This window comes from Fictibacillus halophilus (assembly GCF_042680145.1).
Classification (GTDB): domain Bacteria; phylum Bacillota; class Bacilli; order Bacillales; family Fictibacillaceae; genus Fictibacillus; species Fictibacillus halophilus_A.
In genome coordinates this window covers 2,982,178-2,997,996 of record NZ_JBHTNQ010000001.1, presented here as the reverse complement: position 1 = coordinate 2,997,996, position 15,819 = coordinate 2,982,178, and the positions used below count along the sequence as shown (strand labels likewise).

Genomic DNA, 15,819 nt, shown 5'->3' with positions numbered 1-15,819 from the left:
AGGCGGTGAGCCACATTCGTACGTTTCACTTTTAAGTGTCTCACCTGACCGCCAGTCCCGCAGGAGTCTCGCAACTTCCACTGCAATCAACTTTTCAATGAAGAACTTCAAATCTCCCTGTAGCAACAATCTTTTAGAATAGAGCCTTATAAAATAACTCGAGGAATTGCTTAGTTGTTTGGTTGAAGCTAGCAAATTTACATACAATCTAGTTTTTTATAACTACTTCATTGAATAGTTGATTGAAGCGCAAGGGGCGAGACTCCTGGGGGATCAGCGGGACAGGTGAGACCATTCAATGTCGCAAAGCGACGAGTGGGCTCACCGTACGCCCCCCGGAAAGCGAGCATCCTGGAGCGTAGATCAACACTTTCACGAACAGCGAAGCATCTTCTAAACTAAATTTAAAAGCCCAGTCAATAGATAGACCAAAGCATAAGGAGCGTGATCTCAGGATGAAAGGTCTTGTGAAAGGTTTAGGCTATACCGTTAAGAACTTGACGAAGCAAAACGTGACGACAAGTTATCCGGACGTGCCGATCCAAATGCCCGACCGTTTCCGCGGTATCCAAAAGTTTTATCCGGAAAAGTGCATCGTGTGCAACCAGTGCGCGCAGATTTGCCCGACAGACTGCATCCAGTTAACGGGTAAGCCGCATCCGGATCCAGCGAAAAAAGGGAAAATCATTGATACGTATGATATCAACTTTGAAATATGTATTTTGTGCGACCTCTGTACGGAAGTGTGCCCGACAGAAGCGATCGTTATGACAAACCAGTTTGAACTCGCCGAATACAGCCGGGACGATTTGTTTAAAAACCTGGAATGGCTGGACGAAAACGATGAGAACGTCAGAAAGGAGAACAAAGCATGACCGGTGAAATGATAGCTTTTTTCCTGCTAGCGCTGACAGCGATTACCGGCGGTGTTCTTCTGATCAACCTGACAAATATCGTACACATGGTTGTCGCTCTTATTTTTACATTTATAGCGATTGCAGGTATTTACATTACGTTGTCTGCTGAATTCGTAGCGGTTGTTCAAGTGCTCATCTATTCAGGCGCGATTACAATTATCATGCTGTTCGGAATCATGCTGACAAGGCATCAGGAAAAAGAGAAGCGTGCACCTCGGCTGAAAATTATACTGACAGGCCTTTCGATCGGTCTTTTCTTTTTGATTATGTACGGAAAGATCAAAGACTTGAACTTTGGTCAGCAGAACGCGGAACTGCACATTGATAACACGAAAAAGATTGGGATCGAGCTGTACTCTCATTATGTGATCCCTTTCGAATTAACATCAGTACTGCTCTTGGTAGCACTGATTGGCTCCATCATCCTGGCAAAACGCGACGATGATGAAAAGGAGGCAAAAAAATGAGCTCTGTACCTTTAACGGCTTACTTGATGCTTGCCTTGATCCTGTTCTGCATCGGTTTGTTCGGTGCACTCACAAAGCGAAATGCGGTTATTGTGCTGATTTCAATTGAATTGATGCTGAATGCCGTAAATATTAATTTAGTAGCTTTTGCGAAATACTCAATTAATCCGGGACTCACCGGACAGATTTTCTCCCTGTTCACCATTACGGTAGCGGCTGCAGAAGCGGCAGTGGGACTCGCGATTTTGATCGCGTTGTATCGCAACCGTCAAACGGTAAATGTGGATGAAATGGATACGATGAAGCGATAAGAGAGGAGATGGACAATATGATGTTGCAGATGAGTTGGCTTATACCGTTGTTCCCGCTTTTATCCTTCATTCTTTTGCTGCTGTTCAGGAAATCCAAAAGTGAAAGCACCGCTTGGATTGGAGTGCTTTTAACAGGAATTTCACTCGTCATGTCCGTTGGCGTATTTTTCGCCGTCTGGCAGGGTGAGGGGATAAAGACAGAGGGAACGTGGTTTCAGATCGGAGAACGGGCGATCACGATGGGCTTTGAGGTGAATCCTCTTAATGCGCTCATGCTCGTAATCGTGTCACTCGTAAGTTTTTTAGTACACCTTTATTCAAAAGGGTACATGCACGGTGACGAACGATTCCCGGTATTCTTCGCCTATTTAGGATTGTTTTCATTCGCGATGCTCGGGCTGGTTCTTTCTCCTAATCTATTACAGCTGTATATGTTTTGGGAGCTTGTAGGACTGGGTTCTTTTCTATTAATCGGATTCTATTATTTTAAGCCTGAAGCAAAGGCCGCTGCGAAAAAAGCCTTCGTCATGACCCGTATCGGCGACGTTGGTTTGTTTATCGGTATGGTTTTGCTATTTTGGCAGGTTGGCAGTTTCGAGTATGATGAGATTTTTGCTTCTGTAAAAAATGGCGATATCTCTGATGAGATGTTGACACTCACGGCGCTTTGTATCTTTGTCGGAGCGGTCGGAAAATCAGGTCAGCTGCCGCTTCACACATGGCTTCCGGATGCGATGGAAGGTCCTACGCCAGTATCTGCACTCATCCACGCTGCAACGATGGTAGCAGCAGGGGTGTACTTGGTAGCGGCGATGTATCCGCTCTTTCAAGCATCAGAAGCAGCATTGACGGTTGTTGCAGTTGTCGGGGGATTGACTGCGATATTCGCAGCATCGATCGGCCTCATGCAAAAAGATATTAAACGCGTTTTAGCGTACTCCACTGTCAGCCAGTTAGGATACATGATGCTCGCGCTTGGTGCATCAGGCTATGTGGCAGGGATTTTTCACCTGACGACACACGCCTTCTTTAAAGCATTGCTGTTCTTAGCGGCCGGAAGTGTAATTCATGCCGTACATACACAAAACATCGAAGAAATGGGCGGACTTTGGAAAAAACTTCGGATCACAGGGCCGCTCTTCTTGATTGGGGCACTCACGATTTCAGGCGTTCCGCTTTTATCAGGATTCTTCTCAAAAGATGAAATTTTGGCAAGCACATATGCAGACGGCAAGTACGGACTGTTCTGGCTCGCTGTCATCGCAGCATTCATGACTGCGTTCTATATGTTCCGTTTGTTTTTCCTCGTGTTTACAGGGAAGGCGCGCGGCAACGAGAAAGGTGTTCACGAATCACCAGGCGTGATGACATTCCCGATGATCGTTCTTGGCGTGTTAGCGGTCGTTGCGGGTTACTTGAACACAACGTGGTTTGGGACATTTTTATCCGATTACCTGGCTCAAGGCCCGGTTGAACTGCCGCACGGCGATCACCATGGACCTGCGTGGATCCCGCTTGTGGCAACGGCGGCTGCTCTTTTAGGAATCGGTCTAGCTTATTTGATCTATCAAAAAGGAACGCTTTCAAGAGACTGGATTACTCGATCGTTCCCTAGTCTCGCTGATGTCATCTACAACAAGTGGTATATCGATGAAGGCTATGATCAAACCGTTGTAAAAGGAACAAGAGGATTGAGCAAGCTTGGTGTTCTCTTTGACCGCTATGTTGTGGATGGACTCGTAACAGCTGTAACGAACGGTGTTCAAGGACTTAGCAAGATCGGCTCGCGTCTGCAGAACGGCCAAGTGCAGTCCTACGGAACAGCGGCTATCTTTGGAATCGTCATCTTATTGCTTATCGTGGCATTGACAGGGGGGTATTTCTCATGAACGCTTGGCTTCTTTCCATCTTGATCTTTTCCCCTTTGTTAGGAGTGCTGGTACTCATGTTTGTACCATCTCACGACGAAAAATCGATTAAATGGCTTGGTGTTTTAGGAACACTTTTCCCATTAGGCATCGCACTTGTCGTCCTCTCAGCTTTTAAAATGGGAGGAGAAGGGCTGCAGCTGGCGGTAAAATTCAGCTGGATCTCTTATGAAGTTTTTCAGTCTAAAGGTCAGGTAAGCTATCCAATCTTTTATGAATTAGGGGTTAACGGACTTTCGATGGTGCTGATCCTCTTGACAGCTGTCGTTTCCGTGCTTGCAGCAATCGCTTCTTTCTCCATCAAACAAAACTGGAAAAGCTACTTCATATTGTTTTTCCTTCTGGAGATGGGAATGCTCGGCGTATTTGCAGCTCAAAATCTGTTTTTGTTCTTTATTTTCTTTGAAATCACGCTCATTCCAATGTTTTTCTTAATCGGACGCTGGGGTTACTTAGAAAAAGAAAAAGCGGCTTACAGTTTTTTGATCTATAACGGTGTTGGTTCAGCTATTTTGCTTATCGTGTTCGTTGCGCTTTTCATGAAAACAGGCACGATGAACTTCGAACAGCTCACTTACACGTTTTCACTGCCGCAAGCTGAGTTGAACCAGCTGTTTATTACGAAAGGTTTTAAAATGGGGATGCTGATTGCTCTTCTGGTCGCATTTGCCGTAAAGCTGCCGGTTTTCCCTCTGCATTCTTGGATGGTCCGTGTGCACGTTCAGGCACCGCCAGCGATTGTCATGATTCACTCAGGCATTCTTTTGAAAATCGGAGCGTACGGAGTCATCGTGTTTGGAGCTGGCATGTTCCCTGATCAGTTCAAGTCACTCGCATTTATTATCGGACTATTCGGTGTGATCAACCTGCTTTATGGAGCGTTTTTAGCATTAACCCAAACCGATGTAAAACGCGTACTCGCTTATTCTTCCGTTTCACATATGGGAATCGTGTTGATCGGTCTTGCTGCCGGCAATGAATCAGGCATGACGGGAGCCGTTTTCCAAGTGGTCTCTCACGGACTGATCTCAGCGCTACTGTTTTTCTTAGTCGGTGCTTTATATGAACGGTCCGGCAGTTCTGAGTTAAGTGCATTTGGCGGAGTGGCAAAAAGGATGCCGATTCTGGCTGGTGTGTTCTTAGCCGGCGGTCTCGCATCACTTGGTCTACCGGGTATGTCCGGCTTCATCAGCGAGTTCATGGCGTTTTTAGGATTATTTGAAAAAATGCCAGTGTTAGCTGCAGTGGGAACCATTGGCCTTATTTTAACAGCGGTTTATGTATTGAGAGCCGTACTGGCTATCACGTTTGGAGAAGAAAAAGAACTTCATAAAGAGGACGATCTTTCTTCGTCAGAGCGAATTCCGGCATTCGTACTGCTTGCAGCGATTCTTTTTATCGGAATCTATCCAGCGTGGTTAAGTGATATGCTCCGACCAACATTAGATGCCATTCTGCTAGGGTTAGGGGGCTAATCGATGGATCTAGATACGTTATTATCCTTTAAATGGAGCGTCATGGCTCCGGAATTTATCATACTTGGTGTTGCGACGCTGCTATCTGTGATCGACCTTTTTATGAAAAAAGAATCCAGCCGCAAACCTTTAGCATGGCTTGCCGGGGCAGGTGTGCTCGGTGCACTTGCTGCGATCTTCATGCAGCTGGATACAGAAGTAACGTCCATTCTTTACGACACATACCGACTTGATTCCTTTTCAAAAGCATTTAAGATCTTGCTTTTGCTTGGAACAGTGCTGGTCTTGGTCTTAGCATCTAATTACAAGAAGGAAGACATAGAAGAGAACCGCGGAGAATTTTATTACTTGCTGCTGTCTGCTCTATTAGGGGCAATGATGATGGCTTCAAGTGCAGACTTAATCACCTTGTTCGTCGGTCTTGAACTTCTCTCTCTTTCTTCTTATATCATGGCAGGACTTGAAAGACGCAATAATCGAAGCAACGAATCAGCGTTTAAATATGTGGTTTCTGGCGGAATTGCAACGGCGATCACCTTGTTCGGAATGAGTTATGTTTTCGGACTGACAGGTGAAACAAATTTGTTCATGATCGCTCAAAATATGCAGGACCCAGAATTACTGAAGCACGGATTTCTATTGATGTTTGCATTCCTTATCACGTTTGCCGGACTTACGTTTAAAATTGCAGCAGCACCTCTACACATGTGGGCACCAGATGTGTACGAAGGAGCGCCGGTTCCGGTCACCGCATTTTTAAGCGTTGTTTCAAAAACAGCGGGATTTGTAATCTTGCTGCGTTTTATCATCATCACGTTTATCGCAGCTCCTGGAATCGACAGTGAATCATTGCTGCTTGAAGTTCAGCCATATGTCATGATTCTGGCAGCTGCTACAATGATCATCGGGAACGTAACGGCACTGAGACAGAGAAATATTAAGCGGATGTTCGCCTACTCATCCATTGCACAAGCTGGTTACATTTTAGTTCCGTTTGTATCGAATTCGTCATTATTATTTGAACTGATCTGGTTCTATCTTTTAGCGTATCTGTTCATGAATATTGGAGCATTTACGATTATTCAGGTGTTAACCGTTCAGGAAAAATCAAACGACATCAGTATTTTCAGAGGTTTGTTTAAACGATCACCGTGGCTTGCGGTACCGATGACGTTTTTCCTTTTATCTCTGGCAGGGATACCGATCACCGCCGGATTCGTTGGGAAGTTCGGAATCTTTATGGGAGCGCTTGGCCTGGAGCCCGCTCATTATTGGCTGGCAGCCGTGATGATGGCAACCACGCTCGTCTCTTATGTGTACTACTTTAATGTCATCGCGGTAATGTTTTTCCGGGATGGTGAAGGGGCTGCGAAGGTTTCAGTGCCATCCGGTTTGGCAGCGGTACTTGCATTTTGCGCCGTATCAACGGTCATCCTTGGAGTGATGCCAGATCTTGCACTGGATTTCTTTTATGGAAACTTCGATATTAATGAGTTTTTCATGAATATCGAAGCGGTTGATACTCATACGCATGATCATTAAAAAATTCTAAAACTGACACGTTAAGGTTAACTCCTTAGCGTGTTTTTTGATTTTTCGTGAAATTAATCTTGTTATATGTGGAATTAATCTCTTTATCTGTGGAATTATTTTGGATTACCCTGTAATCTTTCTCCGAGCGGTGATAACACTAATCTATTTAGTACAGTTCGTATGCAAGTGTGCGCTCGTCGCAGAAAATAATCATATTGTCAGTTTCAAAAGGACACTTTCGCACAGAAATATTATATGAGCGGAAAATGAGCCGAAACTCCCGTAACTCCACCCATTTTTATACGACTATATAAGAGGAAGTAAATTTTTAAATAAATAATCGTTACAACTTTTTGAACGATTGAAAAGTAAGGGCTTTCATAAAACAAAAGTAGGGATAAAGTATCTTTTTTTAATGAGAAGAAAGAATTATGCTTAAAGTTGTCGAAATATGTAATAGGGGGTAAGTTGATTTATGATTCCAGTAGGACAACAGGCTTTATTACATATAATCGTACATTTATTGTTTCTTGTCATAGCTTGGTGGGCGATGCAGGCGATTCACTTTGACAAATGGATCAAAAAAGGCAAGGTTATGCAGGCGAGAGTGCTTTACATTTTAATGGTCATCAGCCTTGCAAGTCTATCCAGTGATTTCTTCTTAAAGTATCTACAGTATTCCACCAATCTAAGTCAATTATTTGGATAATTCCGAGACACAATTCCATTAACGGAATTGTCGGAATATGACTACAAGTTCCACGGATATCCTTTCTCTCTTTGGCAACAATGAGAAATAGAGAGGATGTGCTGGGGAATGAACAAATGGACAATGACGATTACAGCAATTTTGCTTATTATTATGGTTTCATCTGGATACGCAAAAGACGATCAAACAAATGAAGTAGCACATATAATAGATGTTTTAAAAGAAAAAGGTGCAGAACCTGACAAATGGACCATGTATTTTAATGGAGAATTAGGTTTTACATCTAAAGGACTAGGGTATTTAAAACAAGCAGAAGAGCTTAAGCGTAATTATCCTGAATTTAGCTGGGCGGCAAGTGAAGATGAGGCCGGACATTACAAAATGACCGGGAAGTTTCAGCATGATGAACTTGGTCTAACTGAGAAGGTCACCATCATCACATACCCCCAGAAACAACAAACTGCATCGTATTTTATTTATGCGGTTGAAGGACTTGTAAATACAAATCAGAATTGGAAAGAAATTCGACGCTTGTTGGATGACCGTATTAAAGATTCTGTAGGAGGAAATCCCAAAATTTTCTCTTGTGTTACCGGTACATACGGTGATAAAATGGTGGTTGATTTGTATTCGCAAGCAAATGAATTGGTACAAGCTTTTTCTGGAGTTTCTGTTGAGGAATTAAAGGAAGAGACGTTTGTGTCACTATCTGCATATACTGAACAGTGGGAACAAGCGATTTATACCGGTCATCAAAATAAAATGAATCTTCAGGTGGCGTTAAGATCTGAAGGATTGGGCAGTAAAACTACTGTCACAATTGGCACACCAATAATTACGTCTGAATATTAATATACAAATTGGACGCGGAGGGGAATATCGTTGGAAAAAATCATTGTCCGTGGTGGTAGGCGGTTAGAGGGCTCTGTACGAGTTGAAGGAGCTAAGAATGCCGTACTTCCTGTCATCGCAGCATCCATTTTAGCCAGTAGAGGCACGAGTACTATAAAAGAGGTGCCCACTCTTGCTGATGTTTTTACGATTAATGAAGTATTACGCTATTTAAATATTGATGTAGCTTTCGAAAATGGGCAGATCCATGTAGACGCTACAAGTGAATTAAAGACTGAAGCACCATTTGAGTATGTCCGTAAAATGAGAGCATCATTCCTAGTTATGGGACCTTTGCTTGCTCGTGTAGGACTATCTCGTATTGCACTTCCTGGTGGATGCGCAATCGGATCACGTCCGATCGATCAGCATCTTAAAGGTTTCGAAGCAATGGGTGCTACAGTTAAAATCGGCAACGGCTTTATCGAAGCAAAAATCGACGGCCGCTTGCAAGGTGCGAAAATTTATTTAGACTTCCCAAGTGTAGGTGCTACTGAGAACATCATGATGGCAGCAACACTTGCAGAAGGAACAACGGTTATTGAAAACGCAGCAAAAGAACCAGAAATCGTTTGTTTAGCAAACTACCTAAATGCGATGGGTGCTACTGTAATCGGTGCAGGTACAGGCACAATCCGCATCGTAGGTGTAGAAGAGCTAGCTGGTGCTGAGCATACTGTTGTACCAGACCGTATCGAAGCAGGAACTTATATGGTAGCTGCAGCAATTACACAAGGTGACGTGTTAATTGAGAATGCTATCGCAGAACACTTACGTCCTTTGATCGCAAAAATGGAAGAGATGGGTGTTCAGATTCATGAAGAAGGCCAAGGACTTCGTGTTCGCGGACCTCGTGAATTAAAGCCTGTTGATATTAAAACAATGCCTCACCCAGGATTCCCGACTGATCTTCAGTCGCAAATGATGGCACTATTGCTTCGTGCAAACGGAACGAGTGTTATTACGGAAACTGTGTTTGAAAACCGCTTCATGCACGTGGAAGAATTCCGCCGCATGAATGGTGACATTAAAATTGAAGGCCGTTCTTCTGTAATTAACGGACCTGTAAATCTTCAAGGTGCTGAGGTTGCTTCAACTGACCTTCGCGCAGGTGCTGCTTTAGTACTTGCTGGGCTTGTTGCAGAAGGTTACACACGCGTAACTGAATTGAAGCACATTGACCGTGGATACGTTGATTTTACTGGAAAACTGGCTGCATTAGGTGCTGACATCGAGCGTGTAAACGAAGGTGTGGAAACAACACCAGCGAAAGAGCAATCATTAAAAAGTAATTTAGCATAATATTTTTAATCCAAGAACCCTCGATGAGAGGGTTCTTTTCATTTGGCTATACTTTGTTGCTTTTGAAAGAGGCTGATTTCCGCTGCAGGACTCGCTTTCCGCAGGGTGTGCGGTGAGCCCATTCGTCGCTTTGCGTCATTGAATGGTCTCACCTGTCCCACTCATCCTGCAGGACAAGGAAGGCTTCGACAGCGTTACATCGCACGAAGAAAATGTGATTTTCATTTTCGAGGAGTCTCGCCCTTTCGCTCCAATTAACTTTTTCAATGAAGCATTTCTTAAGATCACTCTGTAGCAACATTCTTTTTTAGAAAAGAGCCTTTCATTTTTATTGTAAAAGCGTTTATAACAACGATGGTTCGGGAAATCTATAACTAGTTGCAAGAATACAATTTGAAAGGATGTCGAACTCATGCTTTGGACAATAGCCGCAATTTTATTAGTATTATGGCTGCTAGGTTTTCTTTTCGACGTCGCAGGCGGAATCATACATATTCTTCTCGTCATCGCTGTGATCGTCTTCCTATTGAACTTCTTTAAAGGCAGAAAAATGAAATAGCTGTTTGAAATGAAAAAGCTGGCCATGATGGCTGGCTTTTTTGTTTTAAGTGAGGTGTTAATAGCAGAATTAAGAGTATTTCGTGAAAAGCTGATCGCAAACAGTACATAATGTACTGTTTGCGATCAGTTTTTAATTTTTATTGGAATAAAAAAGGTTACATAGTGGGGTATGCGTGAAAATAAGATCTTTGTGCGTGAAACGAAGGAGGTTCGGCGTGGAACTTGGTGATTCCGTGAAACTGCACCTTGTTTGCGTGAAAACCTCTGCTTCTCGCGTGAACGTGTAACAGGTAAAAAACACGTACCGTGAAAAGTACTAAACAAAGCAACAAGGTAGTTCAAATATCCCATTTTTATAAAAATAAGCTTTCAACTGGTACATTATAATCAAAATTTTTTAAATAGTTTGAAAATAAAATAAATAATGGTAATATAAATCCACTGGCTTCAAAAAAATTACATAAGGCAAAGGGGATTGAACAGGGATGAACAATAAGAAATTAGCAGCATGGGGTTTAGCGCTGGGGTTGGCAGTGAGTCCGTTAGCAGGAGGACAAGCATCAGCAGATTCACCGGTTAACGTTTTATCGACAAAGCAATTTAATAGTTTAACGGGTACGCCATCATTCGTATCAGGTAAATTGTCTGAGGCTTCAAGCAAATCAGCTAAAGATGTGGTTCTTTCATATATTCAAAAAGAATCCCAGACTTTCAAACTCGGAAGCCAAAAAGCTGATGAAGCTTTCTCGGTAAAATCAGTAACAAAAGATGAGCTAGGGCGCCAAATGGTTCGCCTTCAGCAAACATATAAAGGAGTACCGGTTTGGGGCTCTACACAAGTAGCGCATGTGAACGATAAAGGTGAACTTCTTGTATTCTCTGGAACCGTGGTTCCGAATCTGCAGGACAAGCCAGGACTAGGGTTTGGGAAAAAGATTACTGCTTCCAAAGCAGTTGAAGCAGCAGTTTCAGATTTAGGCTTCACACCTGAATATGAAGCAGATCCAACTTCAGATTTGGTGGTTTACACACAAGGTGACGAAGCAGCTTACGCTTATCTCGTAAACCTAAACTTCTTATCTCCTGAACCAGGCAACTACAATTACTTTGTAGATGCAAAAACAGGAAAGATTCTTAACTCTTACAATGATTTAGATGAAGCGAACGGCGATCACAAAGCTCCTCCTGGAGGCGGTGGAAGTACATTAGTTGGAACAAATGCTGTAGGTTCTGGAACTGGTGTCCTTGGTGACACGAAGTCGCTAAACACATTATTATCAAACGGAACGTACTACCTGCAAGATAACACAAGAGGAGGCGGCGTATTTACGTACGATGCAAAGAATCGCCAGCAGCTTCCTGGTAGCCTTTGGGCGGATGCGGATAACCAGTTCAATGCTACATATGATCGAGCAGCTGTAGATGCTCATGCTTATGCAGGAGCAACGTACGATTATTATAAAGAAGTATTTAACCGCAACTCATATGACAATAATGGGGCAGCGCTTAAATCATCTGTCCACTACGGCCGCAACTACAACAATGCATTCTGGAACGGTCAGCAGATGGTATATGGAGATGGTGATGGAACAACATTCGTTTCACTTTCAGGCGGACTGGATGTTGTAGCGCATGAATTGACACATGCTGTTACAGACTTCTCATCTGATTTAATCTATCAAAATGAGTCAGGTGCTCTAAACGAAGCGATGTCAGATATCTTCGGAACGCTTGTGGAGCATCATGAAAATAACAACCCGGATTACGAGATCGGTGAAGACATCTACACACCAGGCACGAATGGTGACGCGCTTCGTTCCATGAGTGATCCGACGAAGTACAATGATCCTGACCACTATTCTGTTCGCTACACAGGAACAGGAGATAACGGCGGTGTACACATCAACAGTGGAATCATCAACAAAGCAGCATACTTGCTGGCAGTTGGCGGAACGCATTATGGTGTAACGGTTCCTGCCATCGGAAACGATAAAGTGGGAGCAATCTACTACAGAGCGAACACGGTTTACTTAACGGCTTCTTCTAACTTCAGCCAAGCGAGAGCGGCTCTTGTTCAAGCGGCAGCTGATCTATACGGTGCAACATCAGCTGAAGTGAATGCTGTTAAGAAATCTTACGATGCAGTCGGTGTAAACTAAATAACCGCAAAACCCTGATCTTCCACGTGAGGATCAGGGTTTTTTTATCGTGATCAATAATAAATGAAAGATTGGGAAGTTTAACATATATAGAAGAATCCATTGTTTTCTAGAAGGAAGATGAATGATGAACATTAAAGATGTTTTATTTCAAGCAGAGGATTTAAGCATAATTGAACAATTCTTTAGAACTTCCTTGCTGTATTTTTTATTATTTGCGTCAGATAAAGCAATGGGTTTTAAGCAGAATGCCATTACGACTCCTTATAATTTCATCATGGCAGCTGGAATTAGCCACATCTCGGCAACCCGTATCGTTGTTCCTGATTCGCGGCCGATCGATGCTTTTGCAATTATCATTGTTTATACGATCTTCATGCTGGTTCTTACCTATTTCGGTTATCTTAAATTTCCATCCATCGTTTCACAAACTCCAACTATTATCGTGAAGAACGGTAAAATCATTAAGAAAAATTTAAAGAAAACAAGGCTTACGCTTGATAATGTGTTTTCAATTTTAAGAGTTAAAGATTCTTTTAACCTTGAAAAAGTAAAATATTTAGTGGCGGAAACAACAGGAGATTTTAGTGTTGCGATTGACAGCAAAGAGCAGCCTGTTACAAAGTCTTCTATGGGAATACCCACAACTCCAAATGAGTTGTCTCAGCTTCTAATCTATGAAGGTAAAGTGGATAAGCGGGTGCTGGAGAAAAATAATCTAGACAGCGAGTGGATAGACCAGCAGCTAAAATTGCTTAATATTACCGCTATAAAGGATGTTTTTGTGGGGATTCTTACACCCGGGAAAACACTATACATAAACAAACAGGAGGATTAACATGCCTCAAGTTTTTGGTGAATTAAAAGACATCACATTAATGGGTTACGTGTTTAGAGCAATCCTTGTAGGGATGATCGTCTTTTTGGTTGGAAGGTTTGTGTCAAAAAGGTCCTTCAGCCAGATGACTACCTTTGACTTTGCACTGATCTGGATACTAGGGGCGCTTACTGTTTCTCCTTTATTAGATGGAGAGGTAACCTTTACACGGACGATCACCCCCATTTTAACGCTATTCTTTTGGCATACCCTTTTGAGTATGATCTCCTTAAAGAGCACATCTTTTGCCCATTTTTTTAACGGAAAGCCTCTCCTGCTTATTGATGACGGGAGAATCGTAAGGAAACATCTGAAAAGACACTTTATGAATATTGATCTCTTACTGGCAGAGCTTAGAATCAGGAAAGTATTTAACATTTCAGAAGTCAGGTATTGCATGCTGGAGCCGAACGGTCAGTTAAGCATCATGAAATACAGTGCTCATGATCCCGTTACACCATCGGATGTAGAAGCTGCTGCTCCCCCTATCGAAATTCCTTTAGTGGTAATAAATGATGGAAAACTATTTGAAGAAAATCTGAAAAAAGCAGAAGTGGACCTCACGTGGTTAAAAGAAAACTTGAAGACTCATCAAGTGGACAATATCGATTCTGTTTATCTGGCGACTGTAGATCAAAACAAAAAGTTATATGTATCGAAAAAATAAAGCAGGGTATCCAATGTCGGATACCCTCTCGTTCTACAGACTATTCACTGCCAGCTTTCCAAGCGGTCCGTTCTCATTAATAATATCCTGCAGATCGAACACCGAATTAACGAACATCGGAAAGCCAAATGCATAAGCGGTTAGGTCATACAGCTGGAAGTAGATGACGAGTGCTTTATCAGCAATGTAGTAATCTTGGTTCGGGCTGATGGTTTTGAATGGTTCAAGCGTAACGATCTGCTGCTGTTTAATTTGCTCTTTTATAATCCGGTTCAAAACTTGCACGTAGTTACTGCCTGGTTTGAAGAGATCTTTTAGTTGATATGTCCGTCCTGTTGTCAGGTCCCATGTTTGTGATTTAATATACGTCATCCCGTGTGCCGCCATTGGGGTGTAGCCGTAATTCAAAAATCCGATGCTAAGAATGTTCTTTTCGTTTGTTTTCACAGCGAATTCTCCGTACATACGGGGGCGTGCTTCAGGATTTTGCATTTGCTGGAGCTCTTGGTTGATCTGAATGATCTGCTGATTTACTTGCTGCTGGATGCGAGGGTTGATTCTGCCTTCGATCTGCGGGTAATAAATTCTCATCTGGCCAGGGGAATACGTATGTGTCCTGACGAGAACGGGAGGCTCGAAATTGTTCATGCCGCTCACCCTTTCATTGGGTCTCAGTATAATTTATGCAGCGGGCAGCTGTTGCAGACGGCTTGAAAACAAAACTTGTAAACCTAACAGAACGAGCACATTTGAATTGTAAAAATACTAGTTTTCATGTTCTAAAGGCTCAACCTTTTGTATAAGTTGTATGGTAGAAAACAAAATAGGAGGGCATTGAAACGTGAATGTGAAAATCAAGCCACTGATCTGGATTCTAGCAATTTTTGTTGCCGTAATCGTCCTGCTTCCCGCCATACTCGTGCTACCATTTTCGTCGGAGCCCCCTGAATGGAAAGAAGAGAATCAGGCAAGGCCGTCTGAGAGAATGCTAGCTTTGGAAATTCCGCACTCGGACATCGTCGTCCCTGTATTTCGCACATCAAAGGATACAGTCGAGAACATCCCGTTAGAAGAGTATGTGGCAGGAGTAGTAGCCTCTGAGATGCCGGCAGAGTTTGAGCTCGAGGCACTGAAAGCACAAGCATTAACCGCTAGAACGTTTATTGTAAAAGCTATGCTAAACCCCGGAAAAGATGATAGTTTACCAGAGGGGGCCGTCGTAACCGACACGATCATGCACCAGGTGTACAAAGGGAACGATGAACTGGAGGCACTTTGGGGAGACGATTTCAACGAAAAACTCGCAAAGATCGTAGAAGCTGTCACGGAGACAAAAGGGCAGATCTTAACGTATGAAGGAGAGCCGATCCAGGCAAGCTTCTTCTCCACAAGCAATGGATTTACCGTTAATTCAGAAGATTATTGGAAAAATAAATACCCGTACTTAAGAAGTGTAGAAAGCCCATGGGATAAGAAGTCGCCGAAGTATGTGCAGACTGTTCAGCTGCAAGTTAGAACCGTTGAGGAGAAACTGGGTGTTTCGATCAAAAAGGACGGCAAGGTTGGCAAGGTTATCGCAACAACGAGCGGAAAACGAATTGGTAAGTTCGCGATCGGGAAAAAAGAGTTTACTGGAAAAGAAATACGAGAGAAGCTGGAGCTCAGGTCAACTGATTTTCAAATGGAGAAAAAGGGCAAGCAGATCACCATCACCACAAAAGGCTATGGCCATGGAGTGGGGCTCAGCCAGTACGGAGCGAATGGAATGGCGGAGGAAGGCAAGTCGTATAAGGAAATCGTGAACTATTATTATAAGGGGATTGAAATTACAGATTACAAGCCTCTTGCTGACAAAGGGCTTGCCCTAAAGTGAATTGTGTGAGAATTGTAAGGGGTCTGTCCCGGGACAGACCCCTTCTATATAGAGAACCGCATTGTGTCATAAGACATGGTGCGGTTTTTTACTGCACTATTTCCTATATAACTTGTATCGGAGTCGATAAAACGACGTAGAAACAAGTT

At 43.0% G+C, this 15,819-nt stretch carries 15 protein-coding genes; 14 read left to right on the top strand and 1 reads right to left on the bottom strand.

The annotated features are described in order from the left end of the window. The first annotated feature begins 455 nt into the window (after positions 1 to 455). From nuoI to ACFQ4X_RS15060, 13 genes are all read left to right on the top strand, one after another. Entirely contained in the window at positions 456 to 875 is a 420-nt protein-coding gene (gene nuoI, locus ACFQ4X_RS15120) for an NADH-quinone oxidoreductase subunit NuoI (protein ID WP_066293850.1), read from the top strand. Next, on the top strand, positions 872 to 1,384 hold the full coding sequence (locus tag ACFQ4X_RS15115; protein ID WP_379836499.1) for an NADH-quinone oxidoreductase subunit J: 513 nt from the start codon (positions 872 to 874) through the stop codon (positions 1,382 to 1,384). The genes nuoI and ACFQ4X_RS15115 overlap by 4 nt, the downstream gene beginning before the upstream one ends. After that, positions 1,381 to 1,695: an NADH-quinone oxidoreductase subunit NuoK gene (nuoK, locus tag ACFQ4X_RS15110; RefSeq protein WP_066293845.1), complete on the top strand. Its 315-nt coding sequence runs from the start codon at positions 1,381 to 1,383 to the stop codon at positions 1,693 to 1,695. The genes ACFQ4X_RS15115 and nuoK overlap by 4 nt, the downstream gene beginning before the upstream one ends. 20 nt (positions 1,696 to 1,715) lie before the next feature. After that, positions 1,716 to 3,584 carry an NADH-quinone oxidoreductase subunit L gene (gene nuoL / locus ACFQ4X_RS15105; RefSeq protein WP_379837184.1) on the top strand — a complete coding sequence of 623 codons (1,869 nt, stop codon included), beginning with the start codon at positions 1,716 to 1,718 and terminating at the stop codon, positions 3,582 to 3,584. Beyond that, positions 3,581 to 5,098 (top strand): complex I subunit 4 family protein, encoded by a 1,518-nt coding sequence (locus ACFQ4X_RS15100; RefSeq protein WP_379836497.1) that lies wholly within the window; start codon positions 3,581 to 3,583, stop codon positions 5,096 to 5,098. The genes nuoL and ACFQ4X_RS15100 overlap by 4 nt, the downstream gene beginning before the upstream one ends. Positions 5,099 to 5,101: 3 nt before the next feature. Beyond that, positions 5,102 to 6,640 (top strand): NADH-quinone oxidoreductase subunit NuoN, encoded by a 1,539-nt coding sequence (gene nuoN, locus ACFQ4X_RS15095; protein WP_379836495.1) that lies wholly within the window; start codon positions 5,102 to 5,104, stop codon positions 6,638 to 6,640. 466 nt (positions 6,641 to 7,106) lie between these two features. Then, positions 7,107 to 7,340, top strand: a complete 234-nt coding sequence (locus ACFQ4X_RS15090) for a DUF1146 family protein (protein WP_379836493.1) — start codon at positions 7,107 to 7,109, stop codon at positions 7,338 to 7,340. 108 nt (positions 7,341 to 7,448) lie between these two features. After that, positions 7,449 to 8,192 (top strand): YwmB family TATA-box binding protein, encoded by a 744-nt coding sequence (locus tag ACFQ4X_RS15085; RefSeq protein ID WP_379836491.1) that lies wholly within the window; start codon positions 7,449 to 7,451, stop codon positions 8,190 to 8,192. 30 nt (positions 8,193 to 8,222) lie between these two features. Continuing rightward, positions 8,223 to 9,533, top strand: a complete 1,311-nt coding sequence (gene murA, locus ACFQ4X_RS15080; protein WP_379836489.1) for a UDP-N-acetylglucosamine 1-carboxyvinyltransferase — start codon at positions 8,223 to 8,225, stop codon at positions 9,531 to 9,533. Positions 9,534 to 9,945: 412 nt separating this feature from the next. Next, positions 9,946 to 10,092, top strand: a complete 147-nt coding sequence (locus ACFQ4X_RS15075) for a lmo0937 family membrane protein (protein ID WP_139343027.1) — start codon at positions 9,946 to 9,948, stop codon at positions 10,090 to 10,092. Positions 10,093 to 10,579: 487 nt separating this feature from the next. After that, complete coding sequence (locus ACFQ4X_RS15070; protein ID WP_379836487.1) at positions 10,580 to 12,253, top strand: M4 family metallopeptidase; 1,674 nt, start codon at positions 10,580 to 10,582, stop codon at positions 12,251 to 12,253. 124 nt (positions 12,254 to 12,377) lie between these two features. Next, the gene (locus ACFQ4X_RS15065) at positions 12,378 to 13,091 is read left to right on the top strand and encodes a DUF421 domain-containing protein (RefSeq protein WP_379836485.1); all 714 of its coding nucleotides are present in this window, start codon (positions 12,378 to 12,380) and stop codon (positions 13,089 to 13,091) included. A gap of 1 nt (position 13,092) precedes the next feature. Further along, entirely contained in the window at positions 13,093 to 13,797 is a 705-nt protein-coding gene (locus ACFQ4X_RS15060; protein ID WP_379836483.1) for a YetF domain-containing protein, read from the top strand. 33 nt (positions 13,798 to 13,830) lie between these two features. On the opposite strand, the gene ACFQ4X_RS15055 is transcribed toward ACFQ4X_RS15060, so the two are convergent. Further along, positions 13,831 to 14,445 carry an RsiV family protein gene (locus tag ACFQ4X_RS15055; RefSeq protein ID WP_379836481.1) on the bottom strand — a complete coding sequence of 205 codons (615 nt, stop codon included), beginning with the start codon at positions 14,443 to 14,445 and terminating at the stop codon, positions 13,831 to 13,833. A 199-nt stretch (positions 14,446 to 14,644) separates the two neighbouring features. Between ACFQ4X_RS15055 and spoIID the strand changes: the two genes are divergently transcribed. After that, positions 14,645 to 15,670, top strand: coding sequence for a stage II sporulation protein D (gene spoIID / locus ACFQ4X_RS15050; protein ID WP_379836479.1), 1,026 nt, complete (start codon positions 14,645 to 14,647; stop codon positions 15,668 to 15,670). Positions 15,671 to 15,819 lie beyond the last annotated feature (149 nt).